The organism is Streptomyces sp. ADI95-17, from assembly GCF_003846175.1.
In the GTDB taxonomy this organism is placed as follows: Bacteria; Actinomycetota; Actinomycetes; order Streptomycetales; family Streptomycetaceae; genus Streptomyces; species Streptomyces sanglieri.
In genome coordinates this window covers 504,654-524,555 of record NZ_ML123050.1, presented here as the reverse complement: position 1 = coordinate 524,555, position 19,902 = coordinate 504,654, and the positions used below count along the sequence as shown (strand labels likewise).

At 73.4% G+C, this 19,902-nt stretch carries 11 protein-coding genes; 7 read left to right on the top strand and 4 right to left on the bottom strand.

Annotation, left to right across the window (positions count from 1 at the left end; translation table 11 throughout):
• Window positions 1-35: 35 nt before the first annotated feature.
• From EES42_RS33185 to EES42_RS33170, 4 genes are all read left to right on the top strand, one after another.
• Window positions 36-8,276: a type I polyketide synthase gene (locus tag EES42_RS33185; protein ID WP_124721912.1), complete on the top strand. Its 8,241-nt coding sequence runs from the start codon at window positions 36-38 to the stop codon at window positions 8,274-8,276.
• Window positions 8,277-8,364: 88 nt separating this feature from the next.
• Complete coding sequence (locus EES42_RS33180) at window positions 8,365-9,939, top strand: amidase family protein (RefSeq protein WP_124721911.1); 1,575 nt, start codon at window positions 8,365-8,367, stop codon at window positions 9,937-9,939.
• A gap of 234 nt (window positions 9,940-10,173) precedes the next feature.
• Window positions 10,174-12,456 (top strand): hypothetical protein, encoded by a 2,283-nt coding sequence (locus tag EES42_RS33175; protein WP_124721910.1) that lies wholly within the window; start codon window positions 10,174-10,176, stop codon window positions 12,454-12,456.
• The gene (locus EES42_RS33170) at window positions 12,446-13,834 is read left to right on the top strand and encodes a hypothetical protein (protein WP_241196747.1); all 1,389 of its coding nucleotides are present in this window, start codon (window positions 12,446-12,448) and stop codon (window positions 13,832-13,834) included. The genes EES42_RS33175 and EES42_RS33170 overlap by 11 nt, the downstream gene beginning before the upstream one ends.
• 88 nt (window positions 13,835-13,922) lie before the next feature.
• Here the strand turns inward: EES42_RS33170 and EES42_RS33165 are convergent, their stop codons facing one another.
• Together EES42_RS33165 and EES42_RS33160 are read right to left on the bottom strand one after the other, a co-directional pair.
• Window positions 13,923-14,501 carry a GNAT family N-acetyltransferase gene (locus EES42_RS33165; RefSeq protein ID WP_124722214.1) on the bottom strand — a complete coding sequence of 193 codons (579 nt, stop codon included), beginning with the start codon at window positions 14,499-14,501 and terminating at the stop codon, window positions 13,923-13,925.
• A gap of 567 nt (window positions 14,502-15,068) precedes the next feature.
• Window positions 15,069-15,569 carry a DUF1203 domain-containing protein gene (locus EES42_RS33160; RefSeq protein ID WP_124721909.1) on the bottom strand — a complete coding sequence of 167 codons (501 nt, stop codon included), beginning with the start codon at window positions 15,567-15,569 and terminating at the stop codon, window positions 15,069-15,071.
• Window positions 15,570-15,759: 190 nt separating this feature from the next.
• Between EES42_RS33160 and EES42_RS33155 the strand changes: the two genes are divergently transcribed.
• Entirely contained in the window at window positions 15,760-16,617 is an 858-nt protein-coding gene (locus EES42_RS33155) for a class I SAM-dependent methyltransferase (protein WP_124721908.1), read from the top strand.
• A gap of 29 nt (window positions 16,618-16,646) precedes the next feature.
• On the opposite strand, the gene EES42_RS33150 is transcribed toward EES42_RS33155, so the two are convergent.
• Window positions 16,647-16,910 carry an LmrA/YxaF family transcription factor gene (locus tag EES42_RS33150; RefSeq protein WP_206433726.1) on the bottom strand — a complete coding sequence of 88 codons (264 nt, stop codon included), beginning with the start codon at window positions 16,908-16,910 and terminating at the stop codon, window positions 16,647-16,649.
• Window positions 16,911-16,990: 80 nt separating this feature from the next.
• On the opposite strand from EES42_RS33150, the gene EES42_RS47665 reads away from it, so the two are divergent.
• Window positions 16,991-17,317: an alpha/beta fold hydrolase gene (locus EES42_RS47665; protein WP_323186646.1), complete on the top strand. Its 327-nt coding sequence runs from the start codon at window positions 16,991-16,993 to the stop codon at window positions 17,315-17,317.
• 82 nt (window positions 17,318-17,399) lie between these two features.
• Complete coding sequence (locus tag EES42_RS33140) at window positions 17,400-18,176, top strand: hypothetical protein (protein ID WP_124721907.1); 777 nt, start codon at window positions 17,400-17,402, stop codon at window positions 18,174-18,176.
• Between the two features lie 70 nt (window positions 18,177-18,246).
• Here EES42_RS33140 and EES42_RS33135 read toward each other — a convergent pair whose 3' ends face one another.
• A complete protein-coding gene (locus EES42_RS33135) occupies window positions 18,247-19,842 on the bottom strand; it encodes an MDR family MFS transporter (RefSeq protein ID WP_124721906.1) in 1,596 nt (531 codons plus the stop codon).
• Window positions 19,843-19,902: the final 60 nt, after the last annotated feature.

Genomic DNA, 19,902 nt, shown 5'->3' with positions numbered 1-19,902 from the left:
TCCTCAACGTCGGGTCGTCTCAGGGAGGTCATGCGGTGGGTACGCACGCCGACATCGTCAGAACACTGCCGGAACTGCTCGGGGACCATGCCCGGCGCCTCGGGGACAAGGTCTGCTTCCAGGACGTGTTCACGCGTGTGACCTACCGGGAACTGGAACGAAGGACCGCACGGCTGGCCGGCCACCTGGCCGGACTCGGCCTGGCGCGCGGTGAACGGGTGGCCGTACTGCTCGGCAACCGGGTCGAGGCGGTCGAGAGCCTGCTCGCCGTCACCCGGGCGAGTGGCGTGGGCGTGCCTCTGGACCCCGGGAACCCGGACGAGGAACTGACCCGCCTGCTGGACGACAGCGGGGCCCGGGTGCTCATCACCGATTACGCCGGCCTGGCACGGCGGCCCGCGTTGCCGTCCCGGCCCGGGCTGACCGTGGTGGCGGTCGGGGGAGGCGACGAAGGGGAGGCGGGTGACCCGTCCTCGTGCACGGGCCCCGAGGGACCGGCGGACGAGGGCGGCGGCACCGGGGGCGGGCCCGCCGCGGTCGCGGGCGGCGTTCTGCGGTACGAGGAGCTGGCGGGTACGGAGCCGAGCACGCCGGCCCGGGACGATCTCGCACTGGACGAAGTGGCCTGGCTGCTCTACACCTCGGGCTCCTCCGGCGCGGCCAAGGGCGTCCTGTCCACCCAGCGCAACCGCCTGGCCCCGGTCGCGGCGGGCCTTGTCGGCGCCCTGGGCCTGTCCGAACAGGACCACGTGCTGTGGCCGTTGCCCCTCCACCACGCGATGAGCCAGATCGTCTGTTTCCTCGGGGTGACCGCGGTCGGGGCGAGCGCGGTGCTGCTGCCCCGGTTCTCGGTCGCGGGGGTGCTGGCCGAACTCCGGGGTGGGGACACCTCGTTCACCCTGCTCGGCGGCGTCCCGACCACGTACTCGGCGCTGCTCGACGCGGTGCGGGGCGAGGAGAGCGGCGGCGGTCTCGGCGCGCCCGCGCTGCGGGGCTGCGTCAGTGCGGGCGCCGCGGCGGGGCCCGGGTTCCGCGAGTCCTTCGAGGCGATCTGCGGTGCCCCCTACCTGGAGCACTACGGCAGCACGGAGGCGGGCCCGGTGACCATGCCGGCGCCGGGCGAGGCGACATCGTGCGGCCGGGTGCTGCCCGGCACCCGGGTCCGGGTCGGCGGCGGCACCGACGGCCGGGACACGGGGGAGGGCGAGCTGTGGGTCAGCGGGCCCGGGATCATGGCCCGTTACCACGGCAGGCCGGAAGCCACCGCGGAAGTACTGCGCGACGGCTGGTTCCGCACGGGGGACCTGGCCAGGATCGACGCCTCCGGCGAACTGACGATCACAGGCAGGGCGAGTGATCTCATCATCCGGGGCGGGGTGAACATCCACCCTTCGGAAGTGGAAGCCGTGCTGCGGCGACTGCCGGGGGTGGCGGACGCCGCCGTGGCCGGACGCCCGCACCCCTCCTTCGGTGAAGTACCGGTCGCCTATCTGGTCCCCGAGCCCGGTGACGGCGCGTTGGACAGGGGGCGCGTCCTCGCCGCCTGCCGTGCGGAACTCTCCGGCTACAAGGTGCCCGCCGAACTCTTCGAGGTGGCGGAGATTCCGCGTACCGGTTCCGGAAAGATCCTGCGGCGCGACCTCGCCGGACTGCCGGCGCGGGCGCTGGGCGCGGAGGCCGCCGGGCAGCCGTCGGAGGACCTGCTGACCCTGGTGCGGAACGAGGCGGCGGCCGTGCTCGGCTGCCCGGCCCGGGAGGTGGAACCGCGCACGGCACTGCGGGACCTGGGCATGGACTCCCTGACGGCGACAGTGCTGCGGGAACGACTGTCGGCCGTGACCGGCCTGCCGCTCTCCGAGGCCGTCGCCTTCGACTTCCCCACCGTTGCCGCGCTCGCCGCCCACCTCGGAGAACGGAACGCCGCCGCGCAGGCCGACGCCGGGCCCCTGAACCGGAGTTCGGCCCGCTCGGACGACGACCCCGTGGTGATCGTGGGAATGGCCTGCCGCTACCCCGGAGACGTGACCTCTCCCGAAGAACTGTGGCAGCTGGTGGCCGACGGGAGGGACGCCATCGGCCCCTTCCCCACCGACCGGGGCTGGGACACCCGGGAGCTGTACGACCCGGACCCCGGGCGCTCCGGACGGACGTACGTGCGCGAGGGCGGCTTCCTCTCCGGCGTGGACCGCTTCGACCCCGGCTTCTTCGGCATCTCGCCCCGCGAGGCCCTGGCCATGGACCCGCAGCACCGACTGCTGCTCGAAGTGGCGTGGGAGGCCTTCGAGCACGCCGGTCTCGTCCCCGGTACCCTGCGCGGCTCGCCGACCGGGGTGTACGTCGGGCTGATGTACAGCGACTACGCCCGCCACCTGACGAGGACGCCCGAACACGTCGAGGGCTACCTCGGCCTCGGCAACGCCGGAAGCGTCGCCTCGGGGCGTATCGCCTACACCTTCGGGCTCGAAGGCCCGGCCCTCACCGTGGACACCGCGTGTTCCTCGTCCCTGGTGGCCCTGCACCTGGCGGCCCAGGCGCTGCGCCGGGGCGAGTGCGCCTTCGCGCTGGCCGGCGGTGCCACGGTGATGTCGGGGCCCTCGTCGTTCGTCGAGTTCAGCCGCCAGCGGGCGCTGTCCCCGGACGGCCGCTGCAAGGCCTTCGGCGCGTCCGCCGACGGCACCGGATGGGCCGAGGGCGCCGGCATGCTGCTGCTCAGCCGGCTGTCCGAGGCGCGCCGCGCGGGACTTCCGGTACTGGCCGTGGTGCGCGGCTCGGCGGTCAACCAGGACGGGGCGAGCAACGGACTGACCGCACCGCACGGACCGGCACAGCAGCGGGTGATCCGGCAGGCCCTCGTGGACGCTGGGCTGAATCCCGGCGACATCGACGCGGTGGAGGCGCACGGCACCGGCACCCGGCTGGGGGACGTCATCGAAGCGGAGGCCTTCTTCGCGACGTACGGGCGCCACGAACGGCAACACCCCCTCCGGCTGGGCTCGGTGAAGTCGAACATCGGCCACACCCAGGCAGCGGCCGGAGTGGCCGGCCTGATCAAAATGGTGCAGGCGATGCACCACGGAGTGCTGCCGCGTACGTTGCACGCCGACGAACCGACCCCCCGTGTCGACTGGTCGACAGGGCGGATCGAGCTGCTCAGCCGGGCGATGGAGTGGCCCGCCACGGGCCGTCCGCGCCGGGCGGGGGTGTCCTCGTTCGGCATCAGCGGCACCAACGCCCATGTGGTGCTCGAAGAGCCTCCGCGTGCCGTGGCGGAGCCGGAAGGCACGGCACGTCCCGGACCGGCCGCGGTGGCCGTTCCGGTGTCGGCCAGGAGCCTGCCGGGGCTGCGGGCCCAGGCACGACAACTGCACGACCACATGGCCGCCGCCCCCGATGCCGCCCCGGCGGACATCGGGTACTCGCTCGCGACCACGCGCGCCGTCTTCGACCACCGGGCCGTGCTGGTGGCCCGGGACCGTGCCGAACTGCTCGGCGCCCTGCGGGCCGTGGCCGAGGGCGGCGACCGGCCCGGCGTGCACACGGGCACGTCCCGCCACCACGGCCCGACGGCCGTGCTGTTCACCGGCCAGGGTGCCCAGCGCGTCGGCATGGGCCGGGAGCTGTACGAGTCGCGGGAACTGCATCCGGCCTTCGCCGACTCGTGGGACGAGTGCTGCGCCCTGCTCGACACACTGCTGCCGGTGCCCCTGCGGGACGTCGTGTTCGCCGAGCCCGGTACAAAGGCGGGTGCGCTGCTGCACACGACCCGGTTCGCGCAACCGGCTCTCTTCGCCCTGGAGACCGCCCTGTTCCGGCAGTTCGAGGCCTGGGGGGTACGCCCGGACCTGGTGGCCGGGCACTCGGTGGGCGAGGTGACGGCGGCACACGTCGCCGGGGTGCTGTCCCTCGGGGACGCGTGCACACTCGTGGCCGCCCGGGGCCGGCTCATGGACGCACTGCCGCCGGGCGGCGCGATGGCGGCCGTGGCCGCCGACCCGGACGAGGTGGCCGCGCACCTCGCCGAGTCCGAGTCCGGGTGCGCGGTGGAGATCGCCGCGGTCAACGGGCCCGCCTCGGTGGTCGTCTCCGGCGACGAGGCCGCGGTGGAAGAGGTCGCCGCGTACTTCAGGGAGCGGGGCCGTTCGGCGACGCGTCTGCGGGTCGGCCATGCCTTCCACTCCGCTCGGATGGAACCCGCGCTGGCCGACTTCGCGAACGTGGTCCGGAGCCTGTCCTTCGCCGCGCCGCGGCTGCCCCTGATCACCGCCGTACGGGGCCGGGCGGCCACCGACGAGGAGCTGTGCACAACGGAGTTCTGGGTGGACCACGTCCGCCGGCCGGTCCGCTTCGCCGATTCGGTGGCGTACCTGGGTGACCGAGGAGCGGCACACTACGTCGAACTGGGACCGGACGGGGTGCTCACCGGCCTGGTACGGGACTGCCTCACCCCGTCCGGACCGGCCCCGGCCGACCCGGACACGGGCGCAACGGGCGGCGGCGGGCGGGGCCCGGCACCGCTGGTCCTGCCGACCCTGCGCCGGGCGAGGCCGGAAGCGGACGCCCTGCTCGACACGCTGGCCGCACTGCACGCCCACGGCGTGCCCGTCGACTGGCAGACAGTCTTCGCCGGGCGGGGCGGGCGGCGCGTCGCGCTGCCCACGTACCCCTTCCAGCGCCGCCGGTTCTGGCTGGAGCCCGACCCGGGCCGCCCGCCCGTGTCCCCCGCGGACGGGGCCACCCATCCGTTCCTGCGGTCGGTCACCCGCACGGCCGACGACGGCGGGGTGCTGCTGAGCGGGCTGCTCTCGGTGCACGACCAGCCGTGGCTCGCCGACCACGTGGTGGCGGGGGAGATTCTGCTGCCCGCCACCGCTTTCGTCGAAATGGCCCTCCACGCCGGTGAGTCGGCGGGCGCGGCCGAGCTGGACGAGCTCGTGCTGACCGCGCCGCTGCCCTTGCCACCGGAAGGCACCGTCGAATTGCAGGTGAAGGTGGCGGGACCGGACGGCGCGGGGCGGCGGACCGTGCTCTTCCACTCCCGGCCGCACACACCGGCGGGCGACCGGCCCTGGCAACGGCACGCCGGCGGCACCCTCTCGCCGGCCCGGCCGCCCACGGACCGGGAAGCGGCCACCACCGGGACCGGCGGCCACACCTCATGGCCGCCGGAGGCGGCGATGCCACTGCGCGCCGACGATCCGGACACCGGACCGTACGAGCGGCTGGCCGCCGACGGGCTGCGTTACGGCCCCGCCTTCCAGGGCATGCGCGCCGCCTGGAGCCACGGTGAGGAGCTGTACGCCGAGGTCGTCCTGCCCGACGCGGCCCGCGCCCCGGGGCAGGAGGCGGACGGCCCGGGATTCGTCCTGCATCCCGCGCTGCTCGATGCGGCGCTGCACGCCCTGGCCCTGGACAGCATCGTCACGAACGGTTCCGGGACGGCCGGTCCGGAAGCCAGCGGGTTGTCCCTGCCGTTCGCCTTCAGCGGGGTTCGTGTGCACAGCGCCCGCGTCCAGCGCTTGCGGGTACGGACGACACCCGGGGCCGACGGGCAGGCCGGAGTGGAGCTGACCGACGGGACGGGCTCACCGGTGGCGACGATCCGTTCGCTGACTCTCCGGCCCCTGCCGCGCACCGGATCGGCGACGGCGGACGCGGCCGCCGGTGCTCTCCACCGGACGGACTGGGTACCGCTGACCGAACCGCCCGTCCCCGTGGCGATGCCCCGCTGGGGAGTTCTGGGCACGGCGGGCACACGGCCGGTGGACGCCCTCGCGGCGCTGGGATCCGGTGTCCCGGTGTACGCCGGAGCGGCGGCGTGCGACGCGTCGTCGACCGTCGTAGTGGCCCCGTGCCCGACGCCGCCCGCCGCGACCGGCGACGCGCAGGACCAGGCCGCCGAGTTGCTGCGGGCAGCGGACTGGACGCTGGGACTCGTGCAGGAGTGGCTCGCCCGACCGCACCTGTCCCGCTCCCGTCTCGTTCTCGTGACGTCCGGCGCCGTCACCCCGGCCGGCGACGGTCACGGGAATGACGGCCGATCCGGCGAAGCGTCGTCCGTACCGTCGCACGCACCGGTGTGGGGCCTGGTCCGCTCGGCCCTGCGCGAGAACCCCGGCCGCTTCGCCCTGATCGACGTGGACGACCACCCGGACTCCTGGAACGCCCTGCCCGCCCTGCTGGCCGCCCCGGTGCCGGAGACAGCCGTACGCCGAGGGACGGCATACGCGCCGAAGCTGACGCCACTGGCCGGGACGGCACCGGAGCCCCAGAAGCGGCGTCCCCTCGACCCGGAGGGCACCGTCCTGGTCACCGGCGGCACAGGTTCCCTGGGCAAGCTGGTGGCACGGCACCTGGTCGCCGCCCACGGCGTCCGGCATCTGCTGCTCGCCGGCCGGCGCGGACCGGACGCACCGGGGGCCCGGGAACTGGTCGCGGAACTGCGTGCGGCGGGCGCCGAGGTGGCCGCTCACGCCTGCGACATCGCGGACCGGACCGCGCTCGCCGCCCTGCTCGACGCCGTACCGGCCGCCCACCCGCTGACCGGTGTGGTGCACAGCGCGGGGGTGCTGGACGACGGTGTCGTCGCGGCACTCACCCCCGACCGTCTGAGGCGGGTGCTGCGCCCCAAGGCGGACGCCGCTCTCACCTTGCACGAACTGACCGGGGGACACGACCTGGCCGTGTTCGCGCTGTTCTCCTCGATCGCGGGTACCTTCGGCTCCGCCGGCCAGGCCAACTACGCCGCCGCCAACTGCGTACTGGACGCCCTGGCACAACACCGCGCCCGGCTCGGCCTGCCCGGTACGTCGATCGCCTGGGGTCCCTGGCAGCAGGACGACGGCATGATGGCGCACCTCGGCGACGCGGACCGGCGGCGGATGGCCCGCTCCGGGTTCGGCCCGCTCGGGCCCGAGGAGGGCCTGGTCCTCTTCGACGCCGCCGTGGCCGGTGACGAACCCGTGGTGGTGGCGGCCCGCCTCGCCCCGGCCGCTCTCCGCGCCGGTGACCCGGCTGCGAACCGGCCCCCGATGCCTGCCGCCGACGCGGGTGACGGGAGCGGGGACCGGCCCGGCCGGGCGCCGATGGCTGCCGCCCCCGGCGAGCGGGGCGAGGCGCTGCTCGCCAGGGTCCGGACCCTGGCGGCCCGCGTCCTGGGCCACGGGGACGAGGCGAGCGAGATCGACGAGGACGCCCTGCTGGCGGACCTGGGACTGGACTCCCTGGCCGCGGTCGATCTGCGCAACGAACTCGCGGCATCGACGGGGCTGGCACTGCCGTCCACGCTGCTGTTCGACTTCCCGACACCGCGCGCGCTCGCCACCGAACTGACCCGCCGCCATGCCGCCGACGCACCTCCTGCGGGCGCCGCGCCCGACGCCCCGGCACGGCCCGACACCGCCGGTGGGGAGGGGGGCGCACCGCCGAACGCCCGGGCGCGGACCGCCGGCACACCGCACGCCCAGGGAGCCCCGGACTCCCTGGGTGCGCTCTTCCGTACCGCATGCGCCCGGGGACGGAGCTGGGACGGCATGGTGCTCCTCACCGTCGCCGCCCGCCTCCGCCCGGTCTTCGACAGGACCGGGGCGCCCGGCGCCGCGCACGAACCCGTCGTGCTCGCGGCGGGCGGCGCGGGGGCCCGGCTCGTCTGCACCCCCGCGCTCAGCGCACTGTCCGGACCGCAGGAGTACGCACGCTTCGGTGCCGGGCTACGAGGACTGCGGCCGGTCTCCGCGGTGCGGCACCCGGGGTTCGAGTCCCGCGAGGCTCTGCCCGCCTCGCTGGACGCCCTCGTCACCGCCCAGGCCGCGGCCGTACGCGCAGCCGCGGGCGAAGGCCCTGCGGTACTGCTGGGGCGGTCGGCCGGTGGCTGGGTGGCCCATGCCGTGGCCGAGCGTCTGGAGGCCGAGGGCGCCGCCCCGGTGGCCGTCGTCCTGGTGGACACCTATCCACCCGGTCACGACGACCGGGACGAGGCGCTCTCCGCGATGACGTCGGACATGCTGCGCCGGGCGGCGGAGTTCACCTCGGACGACACCGGCCGGCTCACCGCCATGGCCGGATACTTCGAGCTCTTCAAGGGCTGGAAACCCGCGCCACTCGCCTGCCCCACCCTGTACGTACGGGCCCAGGACTCGCTGCCGGGCACCGAACCCGCCCCGGACTGGCTCCTGCCGCACGCCGGGATCACCGTGCCCGGGGACCACTTCACCATGCTGGAGGAGCATGCCCGTACCACCGCACTCGCCGTCCACCGCTGGCTCGGCGGCCTGGTCTGAGGACATCCCGGCCGGGGCGCGGGTGCGGGGCGAAAGGAGGCGCAGAAGTCTCTTGCGCCCGCGGATCCTCCTGGAATGGGCTGTTCCCATGAAGAAGCGAAGCATTGCGGCCCTGACCGCGGCCCTGGCCGTGGCACCCCTGCCGGCGACGGGTGTGCCGGGGCAGCCCGCGGTGGCCGCCGGCTCCGGGCCGACGCTCCTGCGCGGAGCGGACCTGGACACGGTGACGATTCCCGAGCTGCAGGAACGCATGGAGCGTGGCGCCCTGACCTCGTCGGAGCTGACCCTGTCGTACCTCCGGCGGATCAAGGCCGTCGATCCGAAGATCCACGCGGTGCTGCGCACCAGCCCGACGGCCCTGCGCCAAGCGGCCGCCAGCGACGTCAGGCACCGCCTCGGGAAGGTTCGCGGTCCGCTCGACGGCATCCCCGTCCTGCTGAAGGACAACGTGAACACCCGCGACATGCCGACTACGGCCGGGTCGACGGCGCTGGCCGGGAGTCCACCGGACACGGACGCGGACCTGGTCGGAAGGCTGCGCGCGGCAGGCGCGGTGATCCTCGGCAAGACCAACCTGTCCGAATGGGCCAACTTCCGCGCGGCGAAACCGACGTCGGGCTGGTCGGCGGTGGGCGGGCAGACGAACAACCCGTACGTCCTGGACCGGAATCCGTGCGGATCGTCCTCCGGTTCGGCCGCCGCGCTCGCCGCGTCGTTGGCGCAGGTGGCGATCGGTACCGAGACGGACGGCTCCATCGTGTGCCCGGCCGGGATGAACGGGGTCGTCGGCCACAAGCCCAGCCTCGGACTGGTCAGCCAGTCGGGAGTCGTCCCGATCTCCGCCGAGCAGGACACGGCAGGGCCCATGGCGCGCAACGTCATCGACACCGCGATCACCCTCTCGGTGCTCAGCGGCGGCGATGCCGCGCGCACCCTCGGCCTCACGGACGCGGCCACGCGCCCCGGCGGCCTGCGCGGCAAGAGGATCGGGCTGTGGCGGCTCCCCTCCCTCGGCACCGGGACGGACGCGCTGATGACCCGGACCGCGGCGCGACTGCGTGCCGCCGGGGCCGAGGTCGTCGAGGTGACTCCGCCGTACCAGGACAGGCTCGCGGAACTGGAGTTCCCAGTGCTGCTGAGCGAGTTCCACCGGGACATCGACGCCTATCTGGCCACCCGTAACGGGCCTCGCGACCTCACCCAGCTGGTCGGGTTCAACCGCACGCACCCGGCCGAGCGGACCTGCTTCGCCGGTCAGGAGCTGTTCGAGCAGGCCCTGGTCGCGCCGCCGACCACGGACCCGGGCCACCGGGCCGCACGCGCCGAGCTGAAGGACCTGTCCCGGCGCTCCATCGACGAGACCATGGCCGCCCATGACCTGGACGCCATCGCCTCCCCGGCGAACCCGCCCGCCTGGACGACCGACTGCGCCCGGGGCGACAACGACGTGATCCCGTCCTCCACCCCGGCCGCCGTCGCCGGGTACCCCTCGTTGTCGGTGCCCGCCGGGTTCGTCGGCGAGTTGCCGGTCGGCCTGCTCCTGATGGCCGGCGACCGCCAGGACGCCGAGCTGCTGTCGCTGGGGGCGGCGGTGGAACAGCGGCTGGACGCCTGGCGGCCACCGCGGTACCTGCCTTCGGTGCCGTCCGACGCCACTCGTTGAGGCGGCCGGCGACGGCACCTCGCCTGCCGCCGGGCTCCGATGACGGACCGGGGTGAAGAGGGGGACGGGAGGCGAGGGCCGAGGCGCCGGGCCCCGGCACGCCGTCTTCGCCGGGCCGTCCCGTCCCCTGCCGCCGCCGGTCCGACCGCCCCGCGCCGCCCGGACCAGGAGGTATCCGTACGCACCGGAACCCGGCGCCGGTAGAGTGACCGGCCGAACCAGGGGGAGGCACCGATGCGGACGCTGTCAGGGATATGGAGGCGGAGCGGGACGTTCGGGGCCCGGGCGGGCACGGCACTCGCGGCGCTCGTGCTGCTCGGCAGCGCCGGAACGGCCGTCGCGGCCGAACCGGGCACCGTGCCGAGCGCCACGGCAACGCCCAGGGCGACCGCCACCGCCACACCGAACGGCCGGCCCGCCGACGGCGAGACCCAGTCCGAGCGCCTGGCCGCGGAACTGCGCCGGAACCCGGTCTACGTCTCGGCCGACCGTCCACGCGGACTGCCCCGCTCGCTCGCCCCGGACATCGCCGCCCTCGCCGAGCGCACAGGCGTGCCCACCTACGTGCTGGCGCTGCCCGCGGGGGACGCCACGCTGCTCGGCCTGGTGCACGACCGGCTCGGTGAGGACGGGCTGTATGTGCTGATCAGCGACCACAGCAGCATCACCGCCTCCGCGTTCGGCGTCGACGTCCCGGTCGAGGAGGCCGGCCGCATCGCCCTGTACGGCACCCCGTACGGGGCCGGCCCGCTCGCCGCGTTCGAGTCCTTCGCCGACGCGATCGCCTCCGGACACGACCGGGCCGCCGCCAGGGCCGACGAGCTGTACGACCGCTACCACGAGGACGGCAAGCCCGACCTGTACATCAGCTCCACCGACCGGCAGAACCAGAACCTGCTGCTCGGCCTGGCCGTGGTGGTGATCCCCGGTCTGGTCCTGGCCCTTGGCATCCGGCTCTCCCGCCGCCGCTCCGACCGGTCGCAGCCGACCGGCACGAAGAAGGAAGCCGTCTCGCAGGCCCCGGCCGTCCGCCTGGAAAAAGGTTCCGGCAAGGGATCGGGCACGGGTTCCGGTACGGGAACGGGCAAGGGCTCCGGCACGGCCGCTGCGAAGTCGAAGGCTCCGGCCCGCGCCACTTGGCCCGCCTCCCGCCGACGCGGTGTGCTTCCCGTGACGGTGGTGGCCGCGGTGGCCGCCGCGGTCGCCGTGGTGCTGGCCGCGCCCACCGTCTTCCCGCAGACCGTCGACAGCCCGTATCTCGATGTCACCCAGGACGACCTGAACGCCCGGGTGGAGGAAGTCGCCGCCGGGCTCGCCGCCGGACCGATCTACCAGGACCCGTCCACCGCGTACGTGCTGACCGCCGCCGACCTCCCCACGATCCGGCAGCGGATCGCCGGACTCGCCCCCAAGGGCCCGGTGCACGTACTGGCCACGACGACCGGCAGCGACGACGAGAGCGGCGGCGACAGCAGCACCCTGCTCGCCCGGGTCCACCAACGCACCGGCCAGAACGGCGTCTACGTGCTGATCGATCCGGTGTCCGGCCGGATCGACCTGGAGACCTTCGGTACCGACCAGGACTCCTCCCGCCGCTTCATGCGTCTGCCGTCCGGCGTCCGCTACCCGGAGTACCGCAGGGACGGCGACCTGCGGGTGGTGCCGCGCCTGGAACGGACCCTGGACGCCGTCGCCGCCGCCCGGCCGGAGAAGGGCTACGACTCGGCGACCCAGGACACCGAGCTGCCCCCGCTCCATGACAACCGGCTGCCCGGCCTGTTCAGCAGCGACTTCGGCCCCGGGATCATGCTCGGCACGATGCTGCTGGGCGTGCTGCTGCTGATCGCCTGGCTGGTGATCGCCATCGCCCGGGCCGTGCTGCGTTCCCGCCGCGAGCACGCGGCCGACCCCTCGCCGCCGCAGCGCTCCGGGCCCCGGCACACCACAGCGCTGCCGTCCGTCCGGCAACTGCGCTCCTGGGCCACCGCCGACGTCCGCGAACTCACCGGTCGGCTGGCCGCCGCCGACCAGGACGCGCCCGGCCGCGCCCGCGCCTGGGACTGCCTGGACGCCGCCGGACTGCTGGCCGACTCCGGTGACGAGCACCCGGACGCAATCACGCAGGCGGGCAACCTGGCCGCCGTCGCGGTGCTCGCCCGGGCCGGGCTCGCCGCCCTCCAGGGACAACTCGAACCCAGCCTCTGCCGGCTCAACCCGCTGCACGGCGAGGCCACCGGTGGCAAGGTCCCTGGATGGCTCGCCGGCACCGGCATCGGCCCCAGGTCCGCACGGCTGTGTCCCGCCTGCCACCACGCCCTCCGCGGCAGCGGCGCCAACCGCAGCACCGCCGACCGGGCCGCCCGCGAACGGGAAGCCGCTGAACGGCTGCTGGGCCTGCCTGGGGCGGACAGCCGTTCCCGGACCGCCTGGGACGAGGCCGGGCAGGTCCTGCCGGCCGCCCGTGAAGGGCTCGAAGCACTCATCCTCAGGGCCAGGGAGTCCGCCAGTGTCCAGTGACCGACCGACCAGTCACCGCCCGGCCGGCGACCGGCCGACCAACGACCACCTGAGCAGTGGCCGGCCGACCGGTTGCCGCCCGGCCGGCGGTTCCCGGGGCCGCGCCGCCGGACTGCTGACCGCGCTGCTGCTGGCCTGCACGTCTCTGCTCGGCACCGGCGCCCCCGCCCGGGCGGAGACCGCGGGTACCGGACCGACCGCCGCGACGATCGCCGAGTCGCTGGCCACGGACCCAGTCCACGTCGACCCGTCCTATGCGGCCGCGGTCGACCCGGCCCAGGAGCAGGCCCTGGTCGACCGGATCGCCGCGACCGGCCTGCCGATCAAGGTGGTGCTGGTCCCGCTGAAGAAGGGCGACGCCTTCGACGGCGACGCCCGCACCCTCGCCGCGGTGGTCAAGGAACGGCTCGGTGAGCAGAAGCTGATCCTGATCACCACCGACGAGTACGGGAAGTGGCTCAACGGCACCGAGTGGCCGACCGACACCCATCAGACCCGCGACGCCGTCTCCGCCGTCGGCTTCCTCAAGGAACTCGACGACGCCGGTCTTGCCGCCCGGGTCGGCAAGGCCGTGGAACTGATCAAGGCCGGCAACGGCACCGCGGTCTACGAGGCCGAGACCGCCAGGATCGACAAGGAGTACTCGGCCCGGCCGAAGGACGAGGAGCACGCCTCCGGCGGCGGCTCGGCAACCCTGCTCACGGTCGTCGCGGTGCTGGTCCTCGCCGTCGCCGGCGCCGCCTTCGTGCTGCGCCGTCGCCGCTCGCCCCGGCACACCGTCTTCAGCTTCCCCGACGCCGTCTTCGCCGCCGACCAGGCCGCCGACGAGGCCGGGCTGCGCCGTCGGGCCGCCGCCGAACTGCTCGCCCTGGGCGAGGCCGTGGAACAGGCCGACGGCTCCGACACCCCGGGCCTGAGCCGTGCTCTGGACGCCTACGACGCGGCCGGCCGGGTGCTGGACGCGGCGCGGGGCCTCCCCGACCTGGTCGGAGTGCTGGCCCTGGTCGCCGAGGGACGCTCCGCCCTGGTCCCGGCCCCCGGGCTCCCGCTGTGCTTCTTCGACCCCCGGCACGGCACCGCCGTCCGCCGGACCACCTGGCGCCCGCTCGGCCGCCGGGAGCGGGTGGATGTCGCGGTCTGCGAGGACTGCGCCCAGGCCCTGCGCGCCCGCCGCTCGCCGCAGGTGCTCGCGGTCCGGGACCGGGGCCGTACCGTTCCCTACTTCGAGGTGCCCGCCGAACGCAGCCTGTGGGCCGCCACCGGTTACGGCTCCCTGCTCTCCGGCCCCGACGACACCCTCGCCGCCCGGGTCGGCACCGGCGAGTTCAGCCGCGCCCGGCAGCAGTCCGAGGACCATGACGGCGCGGCCACGGACTGATTCCGACGAACCGCTGAGTTCGGCGAACCGCTGACGGGCCGCCGGTTCCCGGCTGCTCGGTTCGCCGGCCGACTCGGCACATCGACGGCTACCGGCGCTGCTCCCGCTTCTGCTCCCAGCCGGCCCGGACGAGTTCGTACTCGACGTCACCATGCTCGGAACCCGGGATCGTCTCCGGCCAGTCCTCGGTGAAGCTCCGGAGGAACGACAGCCCGGCCTTCTCCATCACACGTCGGGACCGCGTGTTCACCGTCATCGTGTTCGCGGTGACCCGCTGCACTCCGAGGTCCGTGAACCCCTTGTCGATCAGGGCCCGCGAACCCTGGGTGGCGTATCCCTTGCCCCAGGCGGCCTTGTTCAGCCGGTAGCCGAGCTCGACCACGAGCGGGCTCTGTTCGTCGAGCGGGCGGAACGCGAACCAGCCCAGGAACGTCCCGGTGGTCTTCTCGTCGGCGGCCCAGTAGCCACGGGTGCCGAAGCACGGATGGTCGTGGAGGAGCCGCGGCAGGGTCCGTGCCCGGATCGCCTCGCGGCTCGTCGGCCGGCCGCCGTTGATGAAGCGCATGACATCGGGGTCGTTTTCCAGCGCGAACAGGCGATCGACGTCGCTGCCGGTGTCGGTGAACGGGCGCAGCACCAGGTGCTCGGTCTCCAGGAAGACATGCATGCCGTGATCATCACCACCGGCGGTCGTGCCTGCCACCAAATATCCACGTCAGACCGGTGAGCGGCGAGCGTGCTCGGACCCGGACGAAGACGAGTCACGGCCGCGCCCCACAGCCGTACGTATACCCGTCCCAACGCCGGTACGTATGCCGACGCCATCGGGGTGAGACGGGTCCGGCGGCGCAGATACGTGTACCGACCTGCGGTTCGACGTGCGCCGATGTGCCGTGTCGTGCGGCAGGCTGGGAGTGCCGCTGGGGAGGTGGAGTTACTGCGCAGCGTCGGCGGACGAGGCTGTGGCAGACCCGAGTGCTCCTCACCCCCAGCGGCGCCGGAAACATGTGCCCGCGCTGTCGGCGGTGCAGGCGCATGATTCCGGCCGCCGGGGCCGACGCCCGGCCGAGGGAGATGGGGCGGCACGCCACCACGGCCCACACCGGATGGGCATGGCCGCAACCGGACGGCCCGGGACCGAAGCGGTGGCCTCAGCCGTCACCGGCTCCGCAGGGACGGTCGGACACTCGCCACCCGACCGCGTGGCTGCGCGGAGCGGCACCCTCCGCCTCGCCTACCGGCGCCGCGCCTCGACCATGAAACAGCCGAATTCGACCGCACGGACGTGCACGAGGGCCACTTCCGGATCGGAGAAGACCTCGTGCAGCGCGTCGTCCACCTCGGCGGCCCGCTCCTTCGGGATCTCGATCAGCCGCCCGCCGAGGATGTGCCCCCGATCGTCGTAGGCGCGCAACACCCGGCGGGCACCGTGAAGTTCGACCGGGTAGACGGTGCCGGAAGCCGCTCCGTCGCACTCCTCGGCGTGGACGAAGACCGGACCGCACTCGTCGTACGGTCCGGGCTCGGCATCCGCCTCCGCCGCCCAGCGCCGCAACGGCGCGTACGAGACGAGGACGATCCGCTCACCCGCCTCGCTGTGCCGCAGACAGCAGCGCAGCGGGGCACCGCCCTCCGGATCGGTGACGGGCGTCCGGGCACGACCGGCGTCGTCCCGCTCCCGAAGCTGCTTCAGTACGGTGGGGTCGATGGCCCGCACCTCGTAGGTCGTGGTCATGGCTCCAGCATCCGCAGACGCCCGTCCGGGTGCTGGCGGAAATCGGACGCGGCCCTGTCGGATTTCGCCCGGTGCGGCGTCGCACGGCCCGGCCGGTACGAGTAGCGTGCATCGTCTCCCATGGGGGTACGCCCGCGGCCGAAGGGGCCCGGCGAACGAGCGCCGCGAGCGGCGGTCAGGAGAGAACGTCGTGGCAGACCAGCGGACCGAGGCACCGGACAGCACGGCCGTGCGGGTCGCACTCTGGCGGGCGATGCACGTTCAGGTCGATTCTCCGCCCCATGTGTTCGAGGACGAGATCGGCCTGCGGCTGGCGGCCCCCGACGACGGCTGGCGCCGCCGCCCGGACATGGACCCGCTCACCACCAGCGGGTTCCGGGCGGCCGTCGTGGCCCGTGCCCGTTTCATCGAGGACCTGGTGGTCGAGCAGGCCGGTCAGGGTGTCGACCAGTACGTGGTGCTGGGTGCCGGCCTGGACACCTTCGCCCAGCGCAGGCCGGAGATCGCCTCCCGGCTGCGGGTCTTCGAGGTGGACCGGCCCGGCCCCCAGGCATGGAAGCGCCGACGCCTGTTCGAACTCGGCCATGGCATCCCCGACGGGCTGAGACTGGTGCCGGTCGATTTCGAGGCCGACGACTCCTGGACGGAGCGGCTGACCGCGGCAGGCTTCGACCCGGCCCGGCCGGCCGTCGTCGTCTCCACCGGCGTCACGATGTACCTCACCAGGGACGCCACCGCGGCCACCCTGGGCCGGATCGCATCGTTCGCTCCCGGCTCGACCCTCGCCATGACGTTTCTGCTGCCGACCGAACTGCTCGACGACGCCGACCGCCCCGGACTCCAGAAGTCGGAAGAGGGCGCCCGGGCATCGGGAACGCCGTTCGTCAGCTTCTACACCCCGCAGGAGATGCTGGCACTGGCTCAAGAAGCGGGTCTCGCGGACGCCCGGCACGTTCCGGGATCGCTGCTGGCCGAGCGCTACTTCGCGGATCGGGCCGACGGACTTCGCCCGTCGAGCGGCGAGGACCTGCTCCTGGCCACCACCTGACGGCCGGATGGCCCCGCCCGGGCCCGGTGCTACCCGGCCCGGCCCAGGGCATCGCGGACGATCGCGGCGGATGCCCTGGCCGCGGCGAGGACCGGAGCGGTGTCGTGGGCCGCGCGACCGAGCATGAAGGCCCCTTCCAGCAGGGCGATCACCGACCCCGCGGTGTCCCGGGCGGTTTCCGCCTCGATGCCCGCCCTGGCGTAGAAGCCGGCGAGGGCCTCGATCCACGAGGCGAAGACGTCCGCCGTCGCGCGACGCAGCGCCTCGTGCGTACTGGCGACCTCCAGCGCCACGGTGGCGATCGGGCACGGGTCGGTGAAGTCCAGTTCCCGGAGAGTCTCGGCCGCGCCGGTGAAGGCGGCGACGGTGGCGGCTGCCGGATCCGCCTCGGGGTCGGCGAACAGACTGCCGATCAGCTCCAGATACGCGGCTCCGCCGGGACCTCGCCCGCTTTCTGCGCTCCACCCAGAAGGACACCTACCTGCGGGCCGCCGAACGGTTGCGGCACTTCGACCGGCCGGCACTGGTGGCCTGGGGCGCGGAAGGCCGGATGGTGCCGCACAGGACCGGACGGCGCCTCGCCGAACTGCTGCCGCGTGGGCGGTACGTCGAGATCCCCGAGGCCGGAACACTGGTCCCCATGGACAATCCGGCGGCACTCGCCCAGGAACTGCGCCGGTTCATCAAGGAGGACGCCTGAGCGCTTGGCCACCGGGCACGGCCGGGCAGCCCGTAGTCTGTACGGAGCAACACCGTGCGCGGGCACGAAAAGAGGAAGCACCATGTCCTTCGCTCCCCTCGGCCGGCACAACGGCGAGCACAGCGACTACTGCAACACCAGCCTGTGCTGCCGCTGCCAGCAGCGGAACTGGACGACCCAGCAGGGCAACGAGCGGCTGTGCGGGCTGTGCGCGGCCTGCTGCCGCGAATGCGGCAGAGCGCCCGCGTCACACCTGGACGGGCTCAACGACGGGATCTGCGTCGACTGCCGCGGACTGTGCACCCGCTGCCACAGCCCGCTGCCCGACGGGGGAGTCTGCCACTGCCAGCAGTGGAAGCAGAGCCCGGGCAACGACCCGATCCGCTTCATCATGCAGGGCTTTCCCCAGCCGCTGCTCCAGGCGCTCGGGCACCGGGTTCCACGCACCCTGCCCGACATCCTGTTCGAGGAGCTCAAGCACCGGACGGCCGCCCAGCTCCTCGACCGTATCGAGAGGCGCTGGAGCAACCGCTGGTCGCACGCGATCCACGAACGCGACGAGGAGAACCGTCGCCGCTGGGCGCCCCAGGAGATCGCCGAGGCCCTCGTACGCCCCAGCAGCTGCTCGAACCGGGCGTGCGAGGACGGCTACCTCCTCGCCGACGGAGCGTCCTGCCCGTACTGCCGGCGGCCGGCCCACCGCTTCGTCCCCGCCACGGCAGAGGCGATCTCCACCTCGGAACACGCACGGGCGACCGCGGCGCAGATCCGGCAGGCGCTCATCAGCAACCGCTCCACCGGAAAGAAACCCAACCGCGGAGCGCCGTCGGGCGCCTGGCCGGCCCCTTCCACCGACTGACGGACGAGACCACTGGCCCGCAGCGATCGGCCGATCGCTGCGGGCCAGTGGTCTCGGCGTCCCTGCGGGATCAGTGTGTCGACTCCACCGCAGCGGCGTTCTCCTGCGCGAGCCGTGCCATGCCGCTCTGCGTCTTGAGCGGCTTCTCCTTGATGAACAGCACCGCGATCAGGGCGAGGAACGCGAAGGGGGCTCCGATCAGGAAGACATCCGCGGTCGCGACCCCGTACGCGTGCTCGACGATCTCCCGGGCCGGTTCGGGAAGCTTGGAGAGGTCGGGAACGCCGTGGCCGGCGCCCCCGTTGTCCGCCGCCCCGCCGAAGCCCTTGGCCATCTCGCTCGCCACCCGGTGGCTGAGCACGGCGCCCAGCGCGCTCGTGCCGATCGCTCCACCGAGGCTGCGGAAGAACGACAGCACCGAGGTCGCCGCGCCGAGCTCCGAGGCGGGTACGTCGTTCTGGGCAGCCAGCACCAGGTTCTGCATCAGCATGCCGACGCCCACACCGAGCACCACCATGTAGACGCTGAGCAGCCCGAACGAGGAGTCCGCGCTGATCGTGGACAGCAGGCCCATGCCCGCGGTCATGATGATGCCGCCCGCGATCAGGAAGCCCTTCCACTTGCCCCGGGCGGAGATGATCTGCCCGGCGACGGTCGTGGAGATCATCAGACCGAGGATCATCGGCAGGCTCATCAGACCCGCGGCGGTCGGCGTCTTGCCGAGCGAGATCTGGAAGTACTGGGAGAGGAACACCGTGCCACCGAACATGGCCACGCCCACCAGCAGGCTCGCCACGGTCGTCAGCGCCACCGTGCGGTTGCGGAAGATGTCCAGCGGGATGATCGGTTCCTGGACCTTGGACTCGACCAGTACCGCGGCGAGCAGCAGGACCACACCGGCGGTGACCAGAGCGGCGGTCTGCCACGAGGCCCAGTCGAACCGGTTGCCGGCGAGGGTCACCCACAGCAGCAGTGCGCTGACCCCGCTCATGATGAGGACGGCGCCGAGATAGTCGATCTTCACTTCTCTGCGGACCGTGGGCAGCCTCAGGGTGAGCTGGAGCAGCACGATCGCCAGCAGCGCGAACGGCACACCGATGAAGAAGCACCAGCGCCACCCCAGCCAGGAGGTGTCCACGAGCACACCGCCGATGAGCGGTCCCGCGACGGTGCCGACGGCGAACACGGCGCCGAAGATGCCGGAGTAGCGGCCGAGTTCACGCGGCGGGATGATCGCCGCCATCACGACCTGGGCGAGCGCCGTGAGACCGCCGGCGCCGATGCCCTGCACCACACGGCTCACGATCAGCAGACCGACGCTGTGCGAGAAGCCGGCGACGAGCGAGCCGACGACGAACATCGAGAGGGACAGCTGGATGAGCAGCTTCTTGTCGTACAGGTCGGACAGCTTGCCCCAGATCGGGACGGTCGCCGTCATCGCCAGAAGTTCGGCGGTGACCACCCAGGTGTACGAGGACTGGGTGCCGTTCAGGTCGGCGATGATCCGGGGAAGTGCGTTGGAGACCACGGTGGAGGCCAGGATGGCCACGAACATGCCGGCCATCAGGCCCGACATGGCCTGGAGTATCTGACGACGCGTCATGGCTGGTGCGGCCCCCTCGGGCGCACCGGCCGTGCCGGCTTCGGGTGTGACGGCAGCGCTCATCGGCTGGCGTTCCTCATTCTCTGGTGACTCGGGTGAACGGCCCCGGTGCGGGGCCTTCGG

Excerpts from the sequence above, each read along its gene's own strand:
- EES42_RS33180 (WP_124721911.1), top strand. The coding sequence starts at position 8,365 with ATGAAGAAGCGAAGCATTGCGGCCCTGACCGCGGCCCTGGCCGTGGCA.
- EES42_RS33175 (WP_124721910.1), top strand. The coding sequence starts at position 10,174 with ATGCGGACGCTGTCAGGGATATGGAGGCGGAGCGGGACGTTCGGGGCC.
- EES42_RS33165 (WP_124722214.1), bottom strand. The coding sequence starts at position 14,501 with ATGCATGTCTTCCTGGAGACCGAGCACCTGGTGCTGCGCCCGTTCACC.
- EES42_RS33160 (WP_124721909.1), bottom strand. The coding sequence starts at position 15,569 with ATGACCACGACCTACGAGGTGCGGGCCATCGACCCCACCGTACTGAAG.
- EES42_RS33140 (WP_124721907.1), top strand. The coding sequence starts at position 17,400 with ATGTCCTTCGCTCCCCTCGGCCGGCACAACGGCGAGCACAGCGACTAC.
- EES42_RS33135 (WP_124721906.1), bottom strand. The coding sequence starts at position 19,842 with ATGAGCGCTGCCGTCACACCCGAAGCCGGCACGGCCGGTGCGCCCGAG.